Source organism: Pannonibacter sp. Q-1, from assembly GCF_054073275.1.
Window position 1 is genome coordinate 171,297 of sequence record NZ_JBSXNB010000008.1, and the last position, 18,838, is coordinate 190,134.

Below are 18,838 nucleotides of genomic sequence, written 5' to 3' on the forward strand. Positions count from 1 at the left end.
GGAAACTGGAGCGGGCGATGGGATTCGAACCCACGACCCCAACCTTGGCAAGGTTGTGCTCTACCCCTGAGCTACGCCCGCTTAAGCGCTGCAGAAAGCCGTCTTGCGAAGGCCCGCCGCTGAGGTGGGCTGTATATGAACCAAGCGGCCTGCGAATGCAACAGGCTTTTTTGACCCGGCTACGGCTTTTTCCGCCGTGTGGACGAGCTGTGGACAGAAGGCCGCAGCGCGCCCTTTGCCCGCCCGCGGGAAGCCTTGCCGCGCAAGACCCTGATCAGCTAGAAGCATGGAAAGAGAGAGATTTTGCGGCCCCAGCGGCGGGCGGGAAGCGGGAGACGGCATGATGGCAACACGCAGCGAGCTGCTGGCATTTCTGGATGATCTTGGGCTTGAAACCAGCACCACGGATCACCGGCCGGTGTTCACGGTGGCGGAATCCGAAGACGTGCATGCCATGATCCCCGGCGCCCACACGCGCAACCTCTTCCTGAAGGACAAGAAGGGCCGCATCTTTCTGGTGGTGGTGCTGCATGATGCCACGGTGGATCTGAAGCAGATCCACACGCTGATCGGCGGACAGGGCCGCGTCTCCTTCGGCAATGCTGACCAGCTGATGGAATGCCTTGGTGTGGTGCCGGGCTCCGTCACGCCCTTTGGCCTCTACAACGACCGGGAAGCGCAGCGCGTGACGCCCATTTTCGACGCGGCGATGATGCAGCACGAGGTGCTGAACTTCCACCCGCTGTCGAACGACGCCACCACCACCATTTCCCGCGACGGCCTGCTGGCCTTTGCCCGCGCCTGCGGGCATGAGCCGCAGGTGCTGGCGGTGACGGAAGAGGCGAAGGCGCAGGGTTTGTAATTCCCCCGCCGCCGCGCCATGTTAAAGACAAAGCGAACTCCTGACGGCTCACGCGCCATGCTGTTGAGCCGTCCTTGTGACGACAAGGGAAAACGACGATGAGCGGTGGAAACTTCAGCATGGGCGGTCAGGCCGGCGGCTCCTTTGGCGGCAGCTACGGCGGCTCCGGCTATGGCAGCCAGCAGAGCCAGACCCAGTCTCAGGCGCCAGCTCAGGCGGCAGGCGCAGACAATCTGATCTTCGACGTCACCACCCCCACCTTTGCAAAGGCCGTTCTGGAAGCCTCGCGCACGCAGACGGTGCTGGTGGATTTCTGGGCCCCCTGGTGCGGCCCCTGCCGCCAGCTGACCCCGGCGCTGGAAGCCGCCGTCAAGGCCGCCAAGGGCGCCGTGCTGCTGGCCAAGATGAACATTGACGATCATCCGGAAGTGGCGGGCCAGCTCGGCATCCAGTCGATCCCGGCCGTCATTGCCTTCAAGAACGGCCAACCGGTCGATGGCTTCATGGGCGCCCAGCCGGAAGGCCAGATCAAGGCCTTCATCGAGCGTGTGGCGGGCCCTGCCCCTGCCTCGCCGGTGGACACCTATCTGGCCGAGGGCGAGACCCTGCTGGAGGCCAAGGATTACGGTCAGGCCGCCCAGATGTTCGGCGGCGTGCTGCAGATGGACGGCGCCAACACCCGCGCCCTTGCCGGTCTTGCCCGCTGCTATCTGGGCGCCGGGGATCTGGCCCGCGCCCGGCAGGCGCTGGAGATGATCCCGGAAGACGCCCGCAAGGACGCGACGGTCGCAGCTGCCTTTGCCGCGCTGGAACTGGCCGAACAGGCCGAACAGCTGGGCGATCTTGCCGGGCTGCAGACGAAGGTGGAGGCAAACCCCGACGACCATCAGGCCCGCTTTGACCTGGCGCTGGCGCTGAACGGGCGCGGTGATCACCAGGGTGCCGTCGATCAGCTGATCGGCATCATCCGCCGCGACCGCAGCTGGAACGAGGACGGCGCGCGCAAGCAGCTGCTGCAGTTCTTCGAGGCCTGGGGCCCGAAGGAGCCGGCCACCAATTATGGCCGCCGCAAGCTGTCGTCAGTGCTGTTCTCCTGACCTATATGTCCCTTGGCGGGCGTTTGTCCGCCAAGGGACAATCCATGCGAGGTGACACGATGAAGGCGGGAAACGCGAGCTACACGAGTATCAAGGACCTGCCCGCGACGCTGCCCGTCTTTCCGCTGCCCGGCGCCCTGCTGCTGCCGCGCACCCAGCTGCCGCTGAACATCTTCGAGCCGCGCTATCTGGCCATGGTGGATGTGGCCCTCGCCGGCCAGCGGCTCATCGGCATGGTGCAGCCATCCATCACTGACGTGCAGGACGGATCAAAGCCCGCGCTGTCCCGCGTCGGCTGCGCCGGGCGGATCACCTCGTTTCAGGAAAGCGGCGACGGCCGCTATCTGATCTCGCTTCAGGGGATCGCCCGCTTCCGCATCACCGAAGAGCTTCCGGCGATGACGCCCTTCCGGCAGGTGGCCTGTGACTTCCTGCCCTATCTGCCCGATCTGGAGACCGGCCGCGGCGAAGGCGAGGTGGACCGGGAAGGCCTCCTGCGCGCCTTCCGCGCCTATCTCGACGCCCATGACATGGAAGCGGACTGGGACAGTGTGGAACGGGCCGAAACGGAAGTGCTCGTCAACGCCCTGTGCATGATGAGCCCCTACGGCCCGGCGGAAAAGCAGGCCATGCTGGAAGCCGCCGACCTCAAGACCCGCGCCGAAACGCTGGTCGCCATCACCGAGATTGACCTGGCGCGCAGTGCAGGCCATGAGGGTGGCCCGACCCTTCAATAAGACCCGAAAGACCGGAACGCCCAGATGACGGAAACCGCCGCTTCACACAGTGCCAGACAGATCGACCGCAAGATGCTGGAGCTTCTGGTCTGCCCGCTGACCAAGACCACGCTGGAATATGATGCGAATGCGCAGGAACTGATCTCCCGCGCCGCCAAGCTGGCCTATCCGATCAAGGATGGCATTCCGATCATGCTGCCGGACGAAGCGCGCAAGATCGAAGACTGACCATCGCTCGGCGAGAATAGCTTAACCGCCACACACCGCCTCAAGTGCGGCCATCAGCGTGTCCGGCTCGCCGGTCACATGCAGTGTCTTGATGCGGGCGGTGGAGCCTGTCGCGAGGGATACGGCGGATTTGGGCAGGCCAAGGGTCTTGGCCATCAGCACCTCAAGCGCGGCATTGGCCGCACCCTTTTCCGGCACGGCCCGCACACGCGCCGCCAGCACCTGGCGGCCATCGGACAGGGCGGACAGGCCGTCCACCCGGTCATGACCGGAGCGCGGCGTCAGGCGCACATCGACGCTGACCCCGCCTTTGACCGGACGCCAGGGCCGTTCCGGCCCCGTCATCAGAAGACGACGGGATAGATGTAGCGGATGATGACGTTCTGCAGCAGGAAGATCAGCAGCAGCAGCACGATGGCCGAAAGATCCAGCCCGCCGACGGAAGGAACCACGCGGCGGATCGGGCGCAGCAGCGGCTCGGTGAGGGCATAGAGCGTCTGGCCGATGGTCGCCACGAACTGGTTGCTCATGTTCACCACATTGAAGGCATAGAGCCACGAGAAGATCGCGCTGGCGATGATCACGTAGGTATAAAGCTGAAGGACCAGCATGAGCACGTCCAGAATTGCACGCATAATGAGTTCCGCTTTGTGATGGCGTTCCGTTCTCCATGATGTAGCGGCGCACAGGTGCCGCCGCAAGGCATCATGTTGAACAGGATTAAGTGACGGGCACTTGCGCTGCCCCTGGCTTGCGCGCCAGAGGCACCAGACAGCACCGCGCTCCCACCCGCACCAGCAGGACGCGGCAGGGCGTAAAACCACGTGCTTGACAGATCTTCGGAGCCCCTCCTAAATTCCGCCACCTGCTCAGGGGCCGTAGCTCAGATGGGAGAGCGCTGCAATCGCACTGCAGAGGTCAGGGGTTCGATTCCCCTCGGCTCCACCAGCAGGTTTTTTATTTTGATTTTCCCTTCAGTTTCAAATCTGTGACGCGGCAGGTCCAGCCACCTGCACGCCCATTCTGCGCGGCCTGCCATAAGCGCTCACAGGCGAATCTGATTGCTCTCTGACGCCCAAGCACGGCGCAATCACCGTTCATATATCGATATATATCCCCTTTGACACAAAATGGATATCAATCCATACTCTTTCAGCATCAGAAAGAATATGGATGAATATACCGTGCCAAGCGTCAAAGACACCGCGATGCGCCAGTATGCAAGGCTTCTGGACCGGGCGGGAGAACAACTCGGGCAAGTGACCCCTCCTGCCGGAGGCTGGATTGCGGCCATGCGCAAGGCTCTCGGCATGTCCGCTCCGGCGCTGGCACGGCGGTTGGGCGTGACAAAGGCGGCGGTCTATCAGGCAGAGCGCAAGGAACTGGAGGGCGGCGTAACCCTGCAGCACATGGAGAAGCTGGCCGAGGCTCTGGGCGGGCGCTTCGTCTATGCCATCGTGCCGGAGGGCAGCGTGGAAGAAATGCTCGAAGCCCAGGCCCGCAGCAAGGCGGAAAGCATCATCCGCCGCGCCAGTGCGCATATGGCACTGGAACAGCAATCCCTCACCCAAGACCAGATTCAGGCCGAGATCGGCCGGCTGAGCAGCGAGATCTTGCGTGAAAGGCCTTCGGACTTCTGGGAGAAACCCTGATGTTCGCGGAGCCTGAAGGCGCAACACCTCTCGATCCGGACGAGATGGAAGGGCTCAAATTCACGCATATCACAACGCGTGGAGAGCTGGATGAACTGGAGCAGGCCAACATCACCCAGGGCCTGCGCTGGCTTTCGCGCAGGCGCGGCGGCGATGTGCTGACCGATGACTTCCAGCGCACGCTTCACAAGCGGTTGTTTGGGGAGGTCTGGTCATGGGCCGGAACCTACCGGCTTCGCGAGAAGAACATTGGAATCGATCCGGTGCAGATTGCCGTGCAACTGCGCTGTCTGCTCGATGACGCCGCTTACTGGGCGGAAAATGCGACATTCAGCCCACTCGAAGCCGCATCGCGGTTTCACCACCGGCTGGTGCAGATCCATCCCTTTCCAAATGGCAACGGCCGCCACGCCCGCATCTCTACAGATGTCTACCTGGAAAAGCGTTTCGGTCATCCCCCGGTCGAGTGGGCCAACGGCTTCGACCTGCAAGCAGACAACCTGCGCCGCACCGCCTATATTTCAGCATTACGGGCCGCAGATGCGATGGATATGGAACCACTCCTTCGCTTCACGGGAGCAGTGTAACACCTCCCACCTCGACGCCCCCTCCCATCCGCGCTAGATATCAGCCCCTGATCCTTTCCATTGCGGACTTCCCCTCATGACTGATGCATCCCCCTGCCCCTGCGGTTCCGGCCAGGCCCTTGCGCTGTGCTGCGGGCCGGTGCTGGCGCGCAAGGCTGTGGCGGGGACGGCGGAGGCGCTGATGCGCTCGCGCTATAGCGCCTATGTGATGCAGGACATCGCCTATCTGAAGGAAACGCTCTGGCCGAAATATCAGCCGGGCTTTGATGAGGCGGCCACCGCCCGCTGGGCCTCGGAAAGCCGGTGGACCGGACTGAAGGTGCTGCAGACCACCGGCGGCGGACCGGATGACCGGGATGGAACGGTGCTGTTCGAGGCGCGGTATCTGTCTTGTGCACAATTGCACATCCACCGGGAACTCAGCCGTTTCCGCAAGAAATCCGGCCGCTGGTACTATGTGGAGGCCATGGAGGAGACATGAGCGCGGCACCCCGCCACACTGGTGCTGATTGATCTGAGGGAACAGACGGAACGGGACGCGAACCCCATTTCCAAACCTCTGGAGACACGTAATGACACGCAAGCCACCGCTCCCCCTTCTCACCGTCTTCCTTCTCATCAGCGCCGGCGGCGGACTTCTGATCGGCGCCACGAACCTGCCCGGCGACTGGTATGCCGGTCTCACCAAACCCTCCTTCACCCCGCCCAACTGGCTCTTCGGCCCGGCCTGGACCGTGCTCTACATCCTCATCGGCATTGCCGGCTGGCGCAGCTTTGGGGCCTGTGCAGGCTCCACCCTGTTCCGGCTGTGGATGCTGCAGATGGTGCTGAACTTCGCCTGGAGCCCCACCGTCTTCACCCTGCACCGGCTGGATGCGGGGCTCGGCATCATCCTGGCGCTGCTGGCGTCGATCCTCGCCTTCATTGCGGTGGGCTGGCGTCGTGACAGGCTGGCGGCCCTGCTCTTCGTGCCCTATGCCGCCTGGGTCGGCTTTGCCACGGCGCTCAATCTTGCGCTGGTGCAGCTGAACTGACCCCGCCTTTGGCCCGGTGGACTGTCAGCTTTACCAAGGTTATTGCACCGCAGCACGGAGGGGGATAGGCTCCGCCTCCGGTTTGTGACGGGACAAGGCCATGCTTCAGCGGGCAGCAGATTTCGGCAGCTTGCGGCGCCAGTTCACCTGGCAGCTGCCCGAGCGCTACAACATCGCATCTTCCACCTGCGAGGCATGGGCCGCCGCTGAACCAGAGCGGCTGGCCATCCGCGAGATCGGCGAGGACGGCAAGGCTACGAACTGGAGCTATTCGGCGCTTGAGCGCGCCTCCGCACAGCTTGCCAACGCGCTGTCTGCAAAAGGCATATCGCGCGGAGACCGGGTGGCCCTGCTGCTGCCGCAATGCGCCTGGACGGCAATTGCCCATCTCGCCATCTACCGCATGGGTGCCATTGCCGTGCCGCTGGCGGCCCTGTTCGGCCCCGAGGCCCTGCGCTACCGGCTGAGCGATTCCGGTGCGCGAGCGCTGATCACCAATGATCAGGGCCTTGCCAAGGTTCTGCCCCTCAAAGCGGATCTGCCGGGGCTGGAGCTGCTGATCACCACCGGCGCACCGGAAAGCGGCAGCGAGAACCTCTCCGCCCTTTGCGCCAGGGCGCGGGACCGTTTCGCAACCCTGGACACCAGCCTCCATGATCCGGCACTGATGATCTACACCTCCGGCACCACCGGCCAGCCCAAGGGCGTGCTGCATGGCCACCGGGTGCTCTTGGGCCATCTGCCGGGCATCGAGCTGTCGCAGGAATTTCTCGGCCAGCCGGGCGACCTGCTGTGGACGCCGGCCGACTGGGCCTGGGCGGGCGGGCTGCTGAATGCGCTGTTCCCGGCCCTGCATCTGGGCGTGCCGGTGATTGCCAATGCAGCGCGCAAGTTTGACCCGGAAGCCGCCTTCGCCCTGATGGAGCGGGAGGGCGTGCGCAATGCCTTCATCCCGCCCACGGCGCTGAAGATGCTGCGGGCGGTGGACAGCCCCGGCAGGCGCTTCCGCCTTGCCCTGCGCAGCATCGGGTCTGCGGGCGAGTCGCTGGGCCGTGAGGCCTATGACTGGGCGAAGGCTGAGCTGGGCCTGCCCGTGAATGAGTTCTACGGCCAGACCGAATGCAACGCGGTGCTCGGCTCCTGCGCGGGGCTCGGCATCAGCCGGGCGGGCGCCATTGGCGTGGCCATTCCCGGCCATGAGGTGGCGGTGATCGATGAGGCGGGCAATCCCCTGCCGTCCGGCACGCTGGGACAGATCGCCATCCGCAGGCCCGATCCGGTGATGTTCCTCAGCTACTGGAACAAGCCGGAAGCCACGGCGGAAAAGTTCATCGGCGACTGGATGACCACTGGCGATCAGGGCGAGATGGACGCCGATGGCTATGTCCACTTCACCGGGCGCGATGACGACCTCATCACCTCTGCCAGCTACCGCATTGGCCCCGGCGAGATCGAGGATTGCCTGTTGACCCATCCGGCGGTGGCGCTGGCCGCCGTCATCGGCAAGCCGGACCGGCTGCGCACGGAAATCGTCAAGGCCTATGTGGTGCTGGCCGACGGCCACAAGCCGTCGCCGGAGCTGGAAGAAGCCATCCGCCTCCACGTGCGCGACCGCCTCTCGGCGCATGAATATCCGCGCGAGATCGCCTTCATCAAGGAATTGCCGATGACCACCACCGGCAAGATCATCCGCCGCACCCTGCGGGATCTGGCAAGGAACGGCGGTTAAGCAAGGTCAAGGCGCGATGTGTCAGGCTCATTGAAGGCCGGTATCAGCCCCAGTCTGCGCCCGAAAGCACATCAAGCGGCAGCTTCATGTAGCGTCGGCCGTTTGCTTCCGGCGCAGGCAGGCGCCCGCCATTCATGTTGACCTGCAAGGCATGCAGGATCAGCTTGGGCATCGGCAACGTTGCATCCCGCGCTTCACGGGCAGCCACGAACCCGGCCTTGGACCGGTACTTGGCCATGTGAATATTCGCGGCCTTCTGCGCTGCCACCGTGGACTCCCACTGCGGCTCACGCCCGCCCGGCTGATAGTCATGGCCGGTGAAGATCCGCGTCTCGTCCGGAAGCGCCAGAATTGCCTGGATCGTGTCCCACAGCGCCTCCGCGTTACCACCAGGAAAATCGGCCCGTGCGGTGCCGCTGTCCGGCTGAAACAGCGTGTCATGCACGAAGGCGGCATCCCCGATCACATAGGTGACCGAAGCCAGCGTATGCCCCGGCGAGAACATCACTCTGGCCGGGATTGAGCCCACCATGAATATGTCCCCATCAGCAAACAGCCTGTCCCACTGATGGCCATCGGCAGGGAAATCCGGCCAGTTGTAGAAGCCTTTCCAGAGGTTCTGCACCGCGGTCACCTTTTCGCCGATGGCGGTGGGCGCTCCGGTCTTTTGCTTGAGATAATGGGCGGCAGAAAGATGGTCAGCATGCGGATGGGTGTCGAGGATCCAGGTTACGCGGTAGCCCTTGTCAGCCACAAAGCGCAGGATCTCATCGGCATGGTCTGTGCCGGTCTGTCCGGACTTTTCGTCATAGTCATAGACCGGGTCGATGATGACGCAGTCTTTTGTGACGGGATCAGCGGCGACATATTGCACCGACCAGGTCCGGGGATCGAAAAAGCCGGTCACTTCGGGTTTTACGGTCATGGAAAGGCTCCTTTCGGGAAAAGCTCAGGGATGGGCGGCGGTGCTGGCGGCGAGCCAGTTCAAGGCGCCAGACGGATCGCAGCCTGCGCGGCCCGCCAGATCCGCCAGTTCTCCGGCGCTCATGCGTCCGGACAGGACTTCGCCGATGGCCCAAAGGGTGAAGGACCTTGCGCCTGAGCGGCAATGCGCCAGCACGGGACCAGATGCAGCGTCGAGCGCGGCGCCAAAACCAAGCGCCGCTTCTGCGCTCAAGGTGGCGTCCGTCACCGGCAGGTAGACATAGCCAAGCCCGGCTGCCGTGGCTGCACGGCCAACTTCGTCCTGTGCGGGCTGACCGGCTTCTTCACCGTCCGGCCGGTTGTTGACTATGGCAACAAACCCGAGGCGCCGGATTTCGGGGATGTCTGCGGCAGAGATCTGGCCTGCAACAGACAATTTGCTGGTGATGCGGATTGGGGTCATTTCTCGGGTTCTCACGGAAGGGCGGATGGCTGGCGGAGGCGGAGGCGGAACCGCCTCCGCATCAAGATCAAAGGCTGCGGGTCGAGAAGTACCAGTCGACGGTGTTGTAGCCTTCGCCAGCGCGGGCTTCGGCTTCTTCCGGCGTTTTCGGAGCGGGCACAATGACCGGCTGTCCCGGTACCCAGCCCTCGGGCATGGCGCAGCTGTTGGCATCGGCCGTCTGCAGGGCCACGACAAGGCGGTGAATTTCCGCGACCGCGCGGCCCGCGTTCATCGGGTAATACAGCATGGCCCGCAGGATGCCCTCGGGGTCGATCACGAAGGTGGCCCGCACCGCCGCCGTGTCAGAGGCCCCCGGCATGATCATGCCGTAGTCATGGGCAACCTTCATGCTAAGGTCGGCAATGATGGGAAAGTCGATATCCGTGCCGAAGTTCTGCTTGATGTTGCGCGTCCAGGCGATGTGCGAATGGGTGCTGTCGATGGACAGGCCCAGAAGCTGGGTGTCAATCGCGTCGAACTGGTCCTGCAGTTTGGCAAAGCCGATGAACTCGGTGGTGCAGACCGGCGTGAAATCAGCCGGATGCGAGAACAGAACCAGCCACTTGCCCCGGAAGTCCGCCAGCGTCTTGCGCCCGTGGGTCGTCGGGGCATCAAAATCCGGGGCAGGCTCGTTGAGACGGGGCAGGCCTTGCGTCGTGGTGGTGGAAGACATCTGGGAACCTCTCTGTTTCATGCTGTCGATGACAAAGAGGTAGACGGCCCCCACTAATATATGAAATTGATTATATGACTAAGCCTTATTGAGATTTTCAATGATATGCCCAGCCTTCGCCAGCTCCGCTTCCTGACCGCTCTTGCTGATACGCTGAATTTCTCGCGTGCAGCTGAAATGTGCCACGTCACGCAGCCAACCCTGTCCACGGGCCTGAAGGAGCTTGAAGGGCGCCTTGGCGTGGTCCTGGCCGAACGGACCCGCCAGTCCGTGATGCTGACGCCCGCAGGCAAAGATATTGCAGCCCGGGCGAGGATCGTGCTCGCCGGGATCAAGGATATCGAGACCGCGGCACAGCAGCGCAGCGGCGCCCTGCAGGGAGAAGTCCATCTGGGTGCGATCCCGACGGTCGGTCCTTTTCTTCTGCCCCGCGCATTGCCGCAGATCCGCCGCAAATGGCCGGACTTGAGGGTTTTCCTGCGCGAGGAACTCACGGAGAGCCTTGCAGCAGGGCTTGCAGACGGCCGGCTTGACGTGATCCTGGCTGCCCTTCCACACGATCTCGGTGATGCGGTTGTCGAGCCCCTGTTCCAGGACGGCTATCAGCTTGCAGTCAGCACAAGCCATCCTCTGGCGGCGCAAGGACCGGCCAGCCCAGAGGATCTGTCCCAAACTCCGCTGCTGCTGCTCGAGCGCGGCCACTGCCTGCAGCGCCATGCACTTTCAGCCTTTCCAGGCATCGATCTGCGGCCGGACGAAAGCTTCGCGGCAACCAGTCTGCCCACGCTGGTCTCAATGGTCGAAGAAGGGCTCGGCATTACCCTGCTGCCCAATCTGGCGGTTGATGCCGGAGTGACACAGGGCCATGAGCTTGCATTGCTTCCACTGCCCGGCACCTGCCCGCGTCAGGTGGTGCTGGCATGGCGGCCCGGCTCTCCCCATTCGGCAATCTTTCTGGAGATGGCCGCCCTGTTCAGGCAGGTGCATGCCGCGGCACAGCGCATGTGACGTCCGCCAGCATATATTTTGCCGGCTTATGATCCATATTTCAGGTCCGCTTTCCGGATGCTCTAACGCCGCCGCAAAACCCGCCGCGCCAGCGCCTTGGCGGCGCGGAAGGCGAAGGCATCCAGCTTGTGCAGCCGGTGCAGCAGAGCGCCCGCCGCACCGCGCATCAGCACGGGATGGGCATAGGCCATGCGCCCGCGCCACAGGGGCTCGATCATCGGGTGGCCAGGCACCGCAAGGGAATCGCCGCCGAGCGGCAGCGCCGGATCGGCAAGCGTCGTCCGCATGGCATGCAGGGCTAGATGCTGGCCGGGCGAAAAGCGGGCAAAGTCCTCGTCAAAGCCAATCTTCCAGGCAAAGGCCCGGCCGCCTGCCTTGATAACCGCGAGCATCGCCAGCGGCTTGCCATCGAGCCGCATCCGGTCCAGCCGCAATCCATCCAGGCCCGCGAGCCGGGCGGCAAATCCTTCCGCAAAGCGGCGCGTCGCCTCGCGGCTCGCCAGCGCCGTCGCGCCCCTGCCCTTCCAGCCGGAACGCTCCAGCGCCAGAAACTCTGCCATTGCGGCCAAGGCTTCAGCGCCGATCAGGCTGTCGAAGACCAGTTCACCCTCTTCCGAGAGGCGGCGCTTCAGCCGCTCCATCTCCTTGCGGCGTTTGGTGGTCAGGGCGGCGGCAAGCTGGGCCTCGCCCTCTGCACCGCCATCGTGGGACGCGCGCTCTTCCACAGGCCCTTCCAGCCAGCGCCAGCCCTTTGCAGCCGCCTTCAGCCGCTCCGTCACGGCACCGGCCACGGGCAGAAACGGCAGGCGCAGGACCGGAAACCCGGCAGCAGCTGTCTCCAGCAGCAAGGCCAGCGCTTCATCCGGCGCCTGCGGATGCACCAGTGGCACGCCAAGCGGGCCATATTCTGCCGCCCACATCGCCTTTTCCCGGAAGAGGAAACCGCAGCGCCGCAGCGCAACGGGAGCCGCTGCCAGCCAGCGCCCGCCACCCCTTTTGCGCACCACGGCAAGCCTCAGGTCCGCCGGCCCGAGATGGGCGGCATAGGGCACAAGAAAGGCCGGGGAGAAGAAGGGGTTGGGGCTCAGCGCCTCGCCGGCAAGTGCTTCCCATTCCGGCGCATCGGCCACCGGCAGCAGCAGGCCTTCCAGTTTTTCAGCCGTTTCAACCATTGCGGCCCTCCCGGCGCAGCGCGAGGGAGAAGGCGAAGGGCGCAAAGGGCAGCACCCCAAGGCGGCGGCGGGCCACAAAGATCAGCGCCAGCGCCTCGCCGGTGATGGCGAGGGATGTTGCAACAGCCGCGCCCATCAGCCCGAAAGGCGGGATCAGCAGCAGGCTCAGCCCCACATTGAGCACGAAGACGCCGGAATAGATGGCCGCACAGGCCTTCTGCAGGCCGCACATGGTGAGCAGCACATCCGCAGGCCCGGCGCTGGCCCGCGCCAGCACGCCGATGAGCAGCACGGCAATCAGCGGCGTGCCCGCCTCGAACCCCGGCCCGAACAGGGCCAGCAGAAAGGGCGCTGCGGCGATCAGCACGCCGGCAGCCCCCACTGAGGGCCAGAAGGTCCAGAACCCGGCCCGGCGCACATAGGCCTCGAAGGCGCTGCGGCCCGCGGCCTCATGAGAGGCGCCATGCAGGGCGGCGAAGCGGTGGGCGGAGGCGGCACGCACGGCGAAATAGATGAAATGCACCAGCGCCAAAGTTTTTGAGGCGGCAAAATAAACCGCCACTTCGTCCGGGCTCTGCCAGAAGCTGACCATGATCACATCGGCGCTGGTGACGAGCTGCAGAAAGCCCTCCACCAGCAGCATGGGCAGGGAAACCGCCAGCCACAGGCGCGGCGCATGGGCCCGCGGGCCCGCGGGCAGCTGCCGGCCAATCACCCGGTTCAGCCGCCACAGCTGGTCCAGTGCCACCAGAGCACTGGCAACGGCCCCGGCCAGCACCGCGGTGGCAGCATCCACCGCAAGCCCCGCCTGAAGGGCGAGGAACAGCAGCAGCAGAATCAGCAAGGGCCGCCAGATGAAGCTGGGCATCAGGCCCAGATCCGGCCGGTCATGCGCTCTTGCAATGCCATCCTGCACACCTGCGAGCGCAAAGAACGGCAGGGCCAGCATTGCCAGCATGAGGGGCTGCACATAGGCCGGATCGAGGATGGGACGCAGCAGCAGCACCATCAGCGCCACGGCCGCGCCGATGACGCAGGCCGCCAGAAAGACAATCACCCGGCTGGCCGTGAGATAACCGCGCAACAGCGCCAGCGCGCCCTCACCCCGGTAAAGCGGGATGAAACGGCCGGGTGACGAGGAAAAGCCGAGGCAGGCGAACAGGGCGAGGATCATCACCACGGTCCAGACGACCGAATAGATGCCGTAGTCAAATGCGCCCATCCAGCGGGCCATCAGCACTTGTGCCACATAGGCGAGCGCAGCACCGGCAACGCGGATGGCCAGCGTCACCAGCGCGGCCTTGCGGGCGCCCCCGCCTGCAAGGCGCAGCCAGAGCCGCTGAAGACCCGTTGCCTGTTGCCCGGCCTTTCCGCCGCCGTCTTGCGCCTGCACCAGATCCAGCCCCCAGTCCCTGCCCCATTGCACATCCATTGACCGCACGATCCTGCCACGGCGGACTTAAGATTATGCCAAGGCCGGATCTTCTATCCGGCGTCAGACCTCCAGCCGCGCAATCACCGGAACGTGGTCGGAGGGCTTTTCCCAGCCTCTCGCAGCACGCAGCACTTCGATGCCGCGGGCGTGCGGCGCAAGGCTCTGGGTCATCCAGATGTGATCGAGACGGCGGCCCTTGTCGGCTGCATCCCAGTCCTTCGCCCGGTAGCTCCACCAGGTGTAGAGCTTGTCGGACATGGGCACGTGCTGGCGCATCACATCCACCCAGTTGCCGCCGGTGCGGATGGCTTCCAGCAGTTCCGTCTCCACCGGCGTATGGCTGACGATCTTCAGCAGCGCCTTGTGCGACCACACGTCATGCTCATAGGGCGCGACGTTGAGATCCCCCACGACAACGGCCGGACGCGACGACTCGTCCCCGGCCAGCATCGCCTTCATCTCGGCCATGAAGTCCAGCTTGTGACCGAATTTCTCGTTGATCGTCCGGTCCGGCTCGTCGCCGCCCGCCGGCACGTAGAAGTTATGCAGGCGGAACGAGCCGCCATTGAACGGCACGCTGGCGGCAATGTGCCGGGCATCGCCCTTGCCGCAGAAGTCCCGGCGCTCGACAGCCTCCAGGGGGCGGCGCGAGACAATGGCAACGCCGTGGTAGCCCTTCTGACCGCTGATCTCCACATGCTCATAGCCCAGCTTGCGGAAGGCCCCGAACGGAAAGTTGGCATCCGGGCACTTGGTTTCCTGCAGGCACAGCACATCCGGCGCATGGGTGATGAGGAAGGTCTCGACAATCGGCATGCGCAGCCGGACGGAGTTGATGTTCCAGGTGGCGAGGGTCAGGCGTTCGGTCATGAAGAGGTCCGTAGGTGTGAGCCGGGACGGGTTGTGCGGCGGGCGGGACAAGTCTGGACAAGCACGTGACCCGGTGTTGCCCCGCCCGTCAAGCCGGTTTCAGAGCGCAAAGACGGTGCACCACAGGCGGGGTAACCGCAAATGCCCCATTCCCGCCACGATTTTTCTACGATCCGTTAGGACTTTTCGCGCAATTTGACGCTAGGTGTTTGTAATTCGTTAACCCGGAGGAACACGTGTTCCGGCGCCCGCGCTTCCTTGCCATGCTTGCCCTTACCGCGCTTCTGTCCTCCTGTTCGGGGGTGGAGTACCGCGATCCCATGCCTCAGGACTTCCCTGTCCACGGCATCGACGTGTCCCGCTGGCAGGCGGAGATCAACTGGCATGAGGTCAAACGGGACGGTGTCGAATTTGCCTTCATCAAGGCGACCGAGGGCGGTGATTTCATCGACCCGATGTTCGTGACCAACTGGTATGCGGCCAAGGAGGCCGGTGTGCCGCGCGGTGCCTACCACTTCTATTATTTCTGCCGCCCTGTCGAAGAACAGATCGCCTGGTTCATCCAGAATGTTCCGCGCGATCCGCAGGCCCTGCCGCCGGTGCTCGACATGGAGTGGAACCACATCTCGAAGAACTGCCCGAAACCGCCCCCGGCCGACAAGATTGCCGCAGATGTTGGCGTGTTCCTGGATGCCGTCGAAGCCCACTACGGCAAGCGCCCGATCGTCTACACCACCATCGACTTCCACCGGGACGTTCTGGTCGGCAAATACACCGCCCACGACTTCTGGCTCAGGTCGGTCGCCAGCCATCCGAGCTACAAATACGACCGGCGCGACAACTGGGTCTTCTGGCAATACACCGCGCAAGGCACCATCAAGGGCATCAAGGGCCCCGTCGACCGCAATGTCTTCTTCGGCACCCGGTCCCAATGGCAGCAGTGGCTGCGCGGCGAACTGCGGCGCAAGTGATCGCAGCCTGAAATAACGCATGGCGCTATATAACGTCATGCGTTATAGTTACCCATGATCCAGAGCTTTGCCGATCCTGAAACGGAACTCATCTGGTCGGGGCGCGTGAGCCGGCGCCTTCCGTCCGCCATACAGTCCGTTGCATTGCGCAAGCTCCGCATGCTGAATCAGGCAAGGGTCATCAATGACCTGCGCGTGCCACCGGGCAATCGTCTGGAGGCCCTGAAGGGCGATAGAACCGGCCAGTTCAGCATCCGCATCAATGATCAGTGGCGCATCTGTTTTGTCTGGCAGGAAGGAGGTCCGGCACATGTCACCATCACCGACTACCACAGCTGATCTTTTGCCGAACCCGCATCCGGGCGAAGTTCTGCTTGAGGACTTTCTCAAGCCGATGGATCTCAGCCAGAATGCCCTTGCGCGCGCGCTGGATGTGCCGCCGCGGCGCATCAATGAAATCGTGCTCGGCAAGCGGTCCATCAGCGCTGACACGGATCTGCGGCTTGCGCGCTATTTCGGCATCTCGGAAGGCTTTTTCCTTGGCCTTCAGGCAGACTATGACCTGATGCAGCGGCGCCGTGAAATCGCAGAAGATCTGGCTCAGATCAGTCCCCGCGCCGCATAGGCTCAATCCACCAGCAGGACAATTTCCTCGCGGCCTTCGCAGGTGGCGAGGGCCTGCGCGGCGGTGCGGCCGCCGCCGATCGGGGCATCCGGCCAGATTTCGGCGAGCGGCACCAGCACGAAGGCCCTTTCGCCCATGCGCGGATGGGGAATGGAAAGATGCTCCTCCTCCACCTGTTCACCGCCATAGATCAGCACGTCGATGTCGATGATGCGCGGGCCCCAGCGCACGTCCCGCACCCGGCCCAGTTCCCGTTCGATCTCAAGGCACCGGCCCAGCAGGTCACGCGGGCTCAGCACCGTCTCGATGACGAGGCAGACATTGCGGTAGTCATCCTGCGGGATCGGCCCCCACGGCGGTGTGCGGTAAGCGGAAGAAACGGCCAGAACGGAGATCCCCTCGCTCGCATCAAGCCGGGCGATGGCGGCGGCCAGATTGGCCTTCGGGTCGCCCATGTTGGAGCCGAGGCCCAGCGCCGCGCGCACCGCGTTGTCAGCAAGGCTCATTCAGACGGCTTCCCTTTTCATCGCGGCAAAGATCTTCGCCGCCTCCACATGCGGGCGGACATCGTGGACGCGCAGGATTGCCGCGCCCCGTTCCAGCGACAGAAGATGCACCGCCAGCGAGCCGAACAGCCGCTCCTGTGGCAGCACATCCAGCACCGCGCCGATCATGCGCTTGCGCGAGGCGCCGCTCAGCAGCGGCAGGCCATGCTTGCGCAGGCTTGCGAAGCGGTTGAGGACAAGGAAATTCTGGTCCACCGTCTTGCCGAAGCCGAAGCCCGGATCGAGGATCAACTTTTCTCTCGCAATCCCGGCGCGCTCTGCCAGCTCCATCGAGCGTTCGAAGAAGCGGTCGATGTCGGCGAGAATGTCGATGGCGGGATCTGCGGCCTCGCGGTTGTGCATCATCACCACATGGACGCCCGCTTCTGCCACGGCACCGGCCATGGCCGGGTCCTTCTGCAGGCCCCAGACGTCATTGACGATTGCCACTCCGGCGCGGCAGGCGCGGCGGGCGGTTTCCGCCTTGTAGGTGTCGATGGAGACCGGGCAGCCCAGCGCCACGACGGGCTCGAGAACCGGGGCAAGGCGGGCCCACTCGTCGTCGAGCGAAACAGGTGCCGCCCCCGGCCGCGTGCTTTCGCCGCCGATGTCGATGATATCGGCGCCTTCGGCAATCATCTGCCGGGCATGGGCGATGGCCGCTTCTGCTGCCGCGTGCTGCCCGCCGTCGGAGAAACTGTCCGGCGTGACATTGAGAATGCCCATCACATGCGGGCGGGCAGGACCGGCAAGGTCCGGCAGCTGATAGGCAGCCTGTGTCATTGAGGAAGCTCCCGCAAGATCGAAGGCGCTATGTCGCGCTTTGCCGGGGAGAGGTCAAGCTGCAGGACGGTTGCGGCACAGAAAACGCCGCAAAGACGCCGGTCAGCTTTCGCCCTCACCGTCCTTCGCCCTCGCAAGCGGCGTCAGAGCCAGGTAGAGCCCCGCCCCCAGCAGCATCATGCCCGGCGCAACGATGATCAGCGCCAGCACCGGATCCCCCAGCCACGCCGCCACCAGACTGCCGAGAATGCCGGTGCCGAACTGCAGAAACCCGGTGAGCGAGGAGGCAGAGCCCGCGAGCTGCGGAAAGCCCTGCAGCGCCGCCGTGGTGGCAGCGGGCAGAAGGCAGGCCAGCGAGAAGGAGAACAGGCCCACCGGCAGCATCACGCTGAGAAAGCCCGGCGCAAACAGCGCGTGGGAGACGATGATCGCCGCGGCAGCCAGCGCCATGCCGCAGAGCGCGGGCGGCACCAGCAGGCCCGCATCATGCCGCCGCAGCACCCGCGAGGCGACAATGGTTGCCGCCATGAAGGAACCGGACTGCACCATCATGCCGAGGCCGAATTCGCTGGGCGTCAGCTTCACATGGTCGATCAGCACGAAAGGCAGGATAGTGGCCAGCGTGTAGATGGTGCCGATGCCAAACCCCACCAGCAGACTGGGCCGCAGAAAGGAGGGGGTTTTCAGCAGCGTCAGATAGTTGATGACAAGCCGCGCAGGCTGAAGATTGGCCCGGTCGATGTAGCGGTTGGTCTCCGTCATGAAGATCCACACCGCCGCCAGCAGGACCGCGCCATAGACGATCATGAAATAGAAGATCTCACGCCAGCCGAAGAACTCCAGCGTCAACCCGCCGATGGTGGGCGAGATGGCCGGGCCGATGGCCAGCATCATCGCCACCGTATTCATGATCCGTGCCGAGGTCTGCCCGGTGAACTGGTCGCGCACGATGGCGCGGGACACGGACACACCGATGGCCGCGCCAATCCCTTGCAGCGCACGGGCGGCAATCATGCCCTCGACACTTGGCGCGAAGGCTGCCAGCAGGGTGGAGGCGAGATACAGCAGCAGAAAGGCAATGGTGACCGGACGGCGGCCGAAAGCATCCGTCAGCGGTCCGCAGATCAGCTGCGTCAGGGCAAAGCCGGTGAAATAGGCCGTCAGCGTCAGCTTGATCATTGAGCGCGTCGTCTCGAAAGCATCTGCCAGCACCGGCATGGCCGGTGTATAAAGCGCCATGGAAATTGGCCCGATGGCCACCAGCGCCGCGCCGATCAGGGCGGTGCGCCTTTCGCTCATGGGAGGTGTCACGCTGTCCCGCATCTGATCCATCCGTTGTGCGGGCCCCTCCCTGCCCGGGAAATCCGAATTCCATCCTTCTGGCTTCCGGCTGCAGGCTTC

The 18,838-nt window shown here is 64.2% G+C and carries 24 protein-coding genes and 2 tRNA genes; 14 read left to right on the top strand and 12 right to left on the bottom strand.

What is annotated here, in order from left to right; genetic code table 11:
- Positions 1-6: 6 nt before the first annotated feature.
- A tRNA-Gly gene (locus ACVNHC_RS20690) sits at positions 7-81 on the bottom strand.
- Between the two features lie 259 nt (positions 82-340).
- Between ACVNHC_RS20690 and ACVNHC_RS20695 the strand changes: the two genes are divergently transcribed.
- The 4 genes from ACVNHC_RS20695 (at position 341) to ACVNHC_RS20710 (ending at position 2,924) form a co-directional block, all read left to right on the top strand.
- Positions 341-862, top strand: coding sequence for a prolyl-tRNA synthetase associated domain-containing protein (locus tag ACVNHC_RS20695; RefSeq protein WP_019965362.1), 522 nt, complete (start codon positions 341-343; stop codon positions 860-862).
- 98 nt (positions 863-960) lie between these two features.
- Positions 961-1,959 carry a thioredoxin gene (trxA, locus tag ACVNHC_RS20700; protein ID WP_457169178.1) on the top strand — a complete coding sequence of 333 codons (999 nt, stop codon included), beginning with the start codon at positions 961-963 and terminating at the stop codon, positions 1,957-1,959.
- 59 nt (positions 1,960-2,018) lie between these two features.
- The gene (locus ACVNHC_RS20705; RefSeq protein WP_457169290.1) at positions 2,019-2,696 is read left to right on the top strand and encodes an LON peptidase substrate-binding domain-containing protein; all 678 of its coding nucleotides are present in this window, start codon (positions 2,019-2,021) and stop codon (positions 2,694-2,696) included.
- A 24-nt stretch (positions 2,697-2,720) separates the two neighbouring features.
- Complete coding sequence (locus ACVNHC_RS20710; protein WP_019965359.1) at positions 2,721-2,924, top strand: Trm112 family protein; 204 nt, start codon at positions 2,721-2,723, stop codon at positions 2,922-2,924.
- A gap of 21 nt (positions 2,925-2,945) precedes the next feature.
- Here ACVNHC_RS20710 and ACVNHC_RS20715 read toward each other — a convergent pair whose 3' ends face one another.
- Together ACVNHC_RS20715 and ACVNHC_RS20720 are read right to left on the bottom strand one after the other, a co-directional pair.
- Positions 2,946-3,269 carry a DUF167 family protein gene (locus ACVNHC_RS20715; protein WP_050473900.1) on the bottom strand — a complete coding sequence of 108 codons (324 nt, stop codon included), beginning with the start codon at positions 3,267-3,269 and terminating at the stop codon, positions 2,946-2,948.
- A complete protein-coding gene (locus ACVNHC_RS20720) occupies positions 3,269-3,559 on the bottom strand; it encodes a YggT family protein (protein ID WP_186392395.1) in 291 nt (96 codons plus the stop codon). The genes ACVNHC_RS20715 and ACVNHC_RS20720 overlap by 1 nt, the downstream gene beginning before the upstream one ends.
- Positions 3,560-3,796: 237 nt before the next feature.
- Between ACVNHC_RS20720 and ACVNHC_RS20725 the strand changes: the two genes are divergently transcribed.
- The 6 genes from ACVNHC_RS20725 to ACVNHC_RS20750 all read left to right on the top strand — a co-directional run bounded on the left by ACVNHC_RS20725 (position 3,797) and on the right by ACVNHC_RS20750 (position 7,926).
- A tRNA-Ala gene (locus tag ACVNHC_RS20725) sits at positions 3,797-3,872 on the top strand.
- Positions 3,873-4,093: 221 nt separating this feature from the next.
- Positions 4,094-4,576, top strand: a complete 483-nt coding sequence (locus tag ACVNHC_RS20730; protein WP_058898561.1) for a mobile mystery protein A — start codon at positions 4,094-4,096, stop codon at positions 4,574-4,576.
- Complete coding sequence (locus tag ACVNHC_RS20735; protein ID WP_457169181.1) at positions 4,576-5,163, top strand: mobile mystery protein B; 588 nt, start codon at positions 4,576-4,578, stop codon at positions 5,161-5,163. Before ACVNHC_RS20730 ends, ACVNHC_RS20735 begins: the two co-directional genes overlap by 1 nt.
- A 76-nt stretch (positions 5,164-5,239) precedes the next feature.
- On the top strand, positions 5,240-5,644 hold the full coding sequence (locus ACVNHC_RS20740) for a YchJ family protein (RefSeq protein ID WP_457169183.1): 405 nt from the start codon (positions 5,240-5,242) through the stop codon (positions 5,642-5,644).
- A gap of 91 nt (positions 5,645-5,735) precedes the next feature.
- Positions 5,736-6,197, top strand: a complete 462-nt coding sequence (locus ACVNHC_RS20745) for a TspO/MBR family protein (protein ID WP_457169185.1) — start codon at positions 5,736-5,738, stop codon at positions 6,195-6,197.
- 100 nt (positions 6,198-6,297) lie between these two features.
- Entirely contained in the window at positions 6,298-7,926 is a 1,629-nt protein-coding gene (locus ACVNHC_RS20750) for an AMP-binding protein (protein WP_457169187.1), read from the top strand.
- Between the two features lie 43 nt (positions 7,927-7,969).
- On the opposite strand, the gene ACVNHC_RS20755 is transcribed toward ACVNHC_RS20750, so the two are convergent.
- From ACVNHC_RS20755 to ACVNHC_RS20765, 3 genes are all read right to left on the bottom strand, one after another.
- Complete coding sequence (locus ACVNHC_RS20755) at positions 7,970-8,851, bottom strand: MBL fold metallo-hydrolase (protein WP_457169189.1); 882 nt, start codon at positions 8,849-8,851, stop codon at positions 7,970-7,972.
- Between the two features lie 24 nt (positions 8,852-8,875).
- Positions 8,876-9,313, bottom strand: coding sequence for a TIGR01244 family sulfur transferase (locus tag ACVNHC_RS20760; RefSeq protein WP_457169191.1), 438 nt, complete (start codon positions 9,311-9,313; stop codon positions 8,876-8,878).
- Between the two features lie 67 nt (positions 9,314-9,380).
- Positions 9,381-10,028 (bottom strand): peroxiredoxin, encoded by a 648-nt coding sequence (locus ACVNHC_RS20765; RefSeq protein WP_457169193.1) that lies wholly within the window; start codon positions 10,026-10,028, stop codon positions 9,381-9,383.
- 105 nt (positions 10,029-10,133) lie between these two features.
- Here ACVNHC_RS20765 and ACVNHC_RS20770 point away from each other — a divergent pair, with 105 nt between their 5' ends.
- Positions 10,134-11,036 (top strand): hydrogen peroxide-inducible genes activator, encoded by a 903-nt coding sequence (locus ACVNHC_RS20770; RefSeq protein ID WP_186392388.1) that lies wholly within the window; start codon positions 10,134-10,136, stop codon positions 11,034-11,036.
- Between the two features lie 62 nt (positions 11,037-11,098).
- On the opposite strand, the gene ACVNHC_RS20775 is transcribed toward ACVNHC_RS20770, so the two are convergent.
- From ACVNHC_RS20775 to xth, 3 genes are all read right to left on the bottom strand, one after another.
- Positions 11,099-12,208 (bottom strand): GNAT family N-acetyltransferase, encoded by a 1,110-nt coding sequence (locus ACVNHC_RS20775; RefSeq protein WP_457169195.1) that lies wholly within the window; start codon positions 12,206-12,208, stop codon positions 11,099-11,101.
- Positions 12,201-13,640: an oligosaccharide flippase family protein gene (locus tag ACVNHC_RS20780; RefSeq protein WP_457169197.1), complete on the bottom strand. Its 1,440-nt coding sequence runs from the start codon at positions 13,638-13,640 to the stop codon at positions 12,201-12,203. The genes ACVNHC_RS20775 and ACVNHC_RS20780 overlap by 8 nt, the downstream gene beginning before the upstream one ends.
- A gap of 63 nt (positions 13,641-13,703) precedes the next feature.
- Positions 13,704-14,513, bottom strand: a complete 810-nt coding sequence (xth, locus tag ACVNHC_RS20785) for an exodeoxyribonuclease III (protein ID WP_457169199.1) — start codon at positions 14,511-14,513, stop codon at positions 13,704-13,706.
- Positions 14,514-14,749: 236 nt separating this feature from the next.
- Between xth and ACVNHC_RS20790 the strand changes: the two genes are divergently transcribed.
- Genes ACVNHC_RS20790 through ACVNHC_RS20800 form a run of 3 tightly spaced genes read left to right on the top strand, consistent with a single transcriptional unit; the run spans position 14,750 to position 16,109 of the window.
- Entirely contained in the window at positions 14,750-15,484 is a 735-nt protein-coding gene (locus tag ACVNHC_RS20790; protein WP_082206042.1) for a glycoside hydrolase family 25 protein, read from the top strand.
- 54 nt (positions 15,485-15,538) lie between these two features.
- Complete coding sequence (locus ACVNHC_RS20795) at positions 15,539-15,823, top strand: type II toxin-antitoxin system RelE/ParE family toxin (RefSeq protein WP_094463649.1); 285 nt, start codon at positions 15,539-15,541, stop codon at positions 15,821-15,823.
- Positions 15,795-16,109, top strand: a complete 315-nt coding sequence (locus ACVNHC_RS20800; protein WP_094463648.1) for a HigA family addiction module antitoxin — start codon at positions 15,795-15,797, stop codon at positions 16,107-16,109. The genes ACVNHC_RS20795 and ACVNHC_RS20800 overlap by 29 nt, the downstream gene beginning before the upstream one ends.
- Positions 16,110-16,111: 2 nt before the next feature.
- On the opposite strand, the gene folK is transcribed toward ACVNHC_RS20800, so the two are convergent.
- The 3 genes from folK to ACVNHC_RS20815 form a co-directional block, all read right to left on the bottom strand.
- A complete protein-coding gene (gene folK, locus ACVNHC_RS20805; RefSeq protein WP_122522782.1) occupies positions 16,112-16,615 on the bottom strand; it encodes a 2-amino-4-hydroxy-6-hydroxymethyldihydropteridine diphosphokinase in 504 nt (167 codons plus the stop codon).
- Positions 16,616-17,437: a dihydropteroate synthase gene (gene folP, locus ACVNHC_RS20810; protein ID WP_457169203.1), complete on the bottom strand. Its 822-nt coding sequence runs from the start codon at positions 17,435-17,437 to the stop codon at positions 16,616-16,618.
- Positions 17,438-17,539: 102 nt separating this feature from the next.
- A complete protein-coding gene (locus ACVNHC_RS20815) occupies positions 17,540-18,736 on the bottom strand; it encodes a multidrug effflux MFS transporter (RefSeq protein WP_457169205.1) in 1,197 nt (398 codons plus the stop codon).
- Positions 18,737-18,838 lie beyond the last annotated feature (102 nt).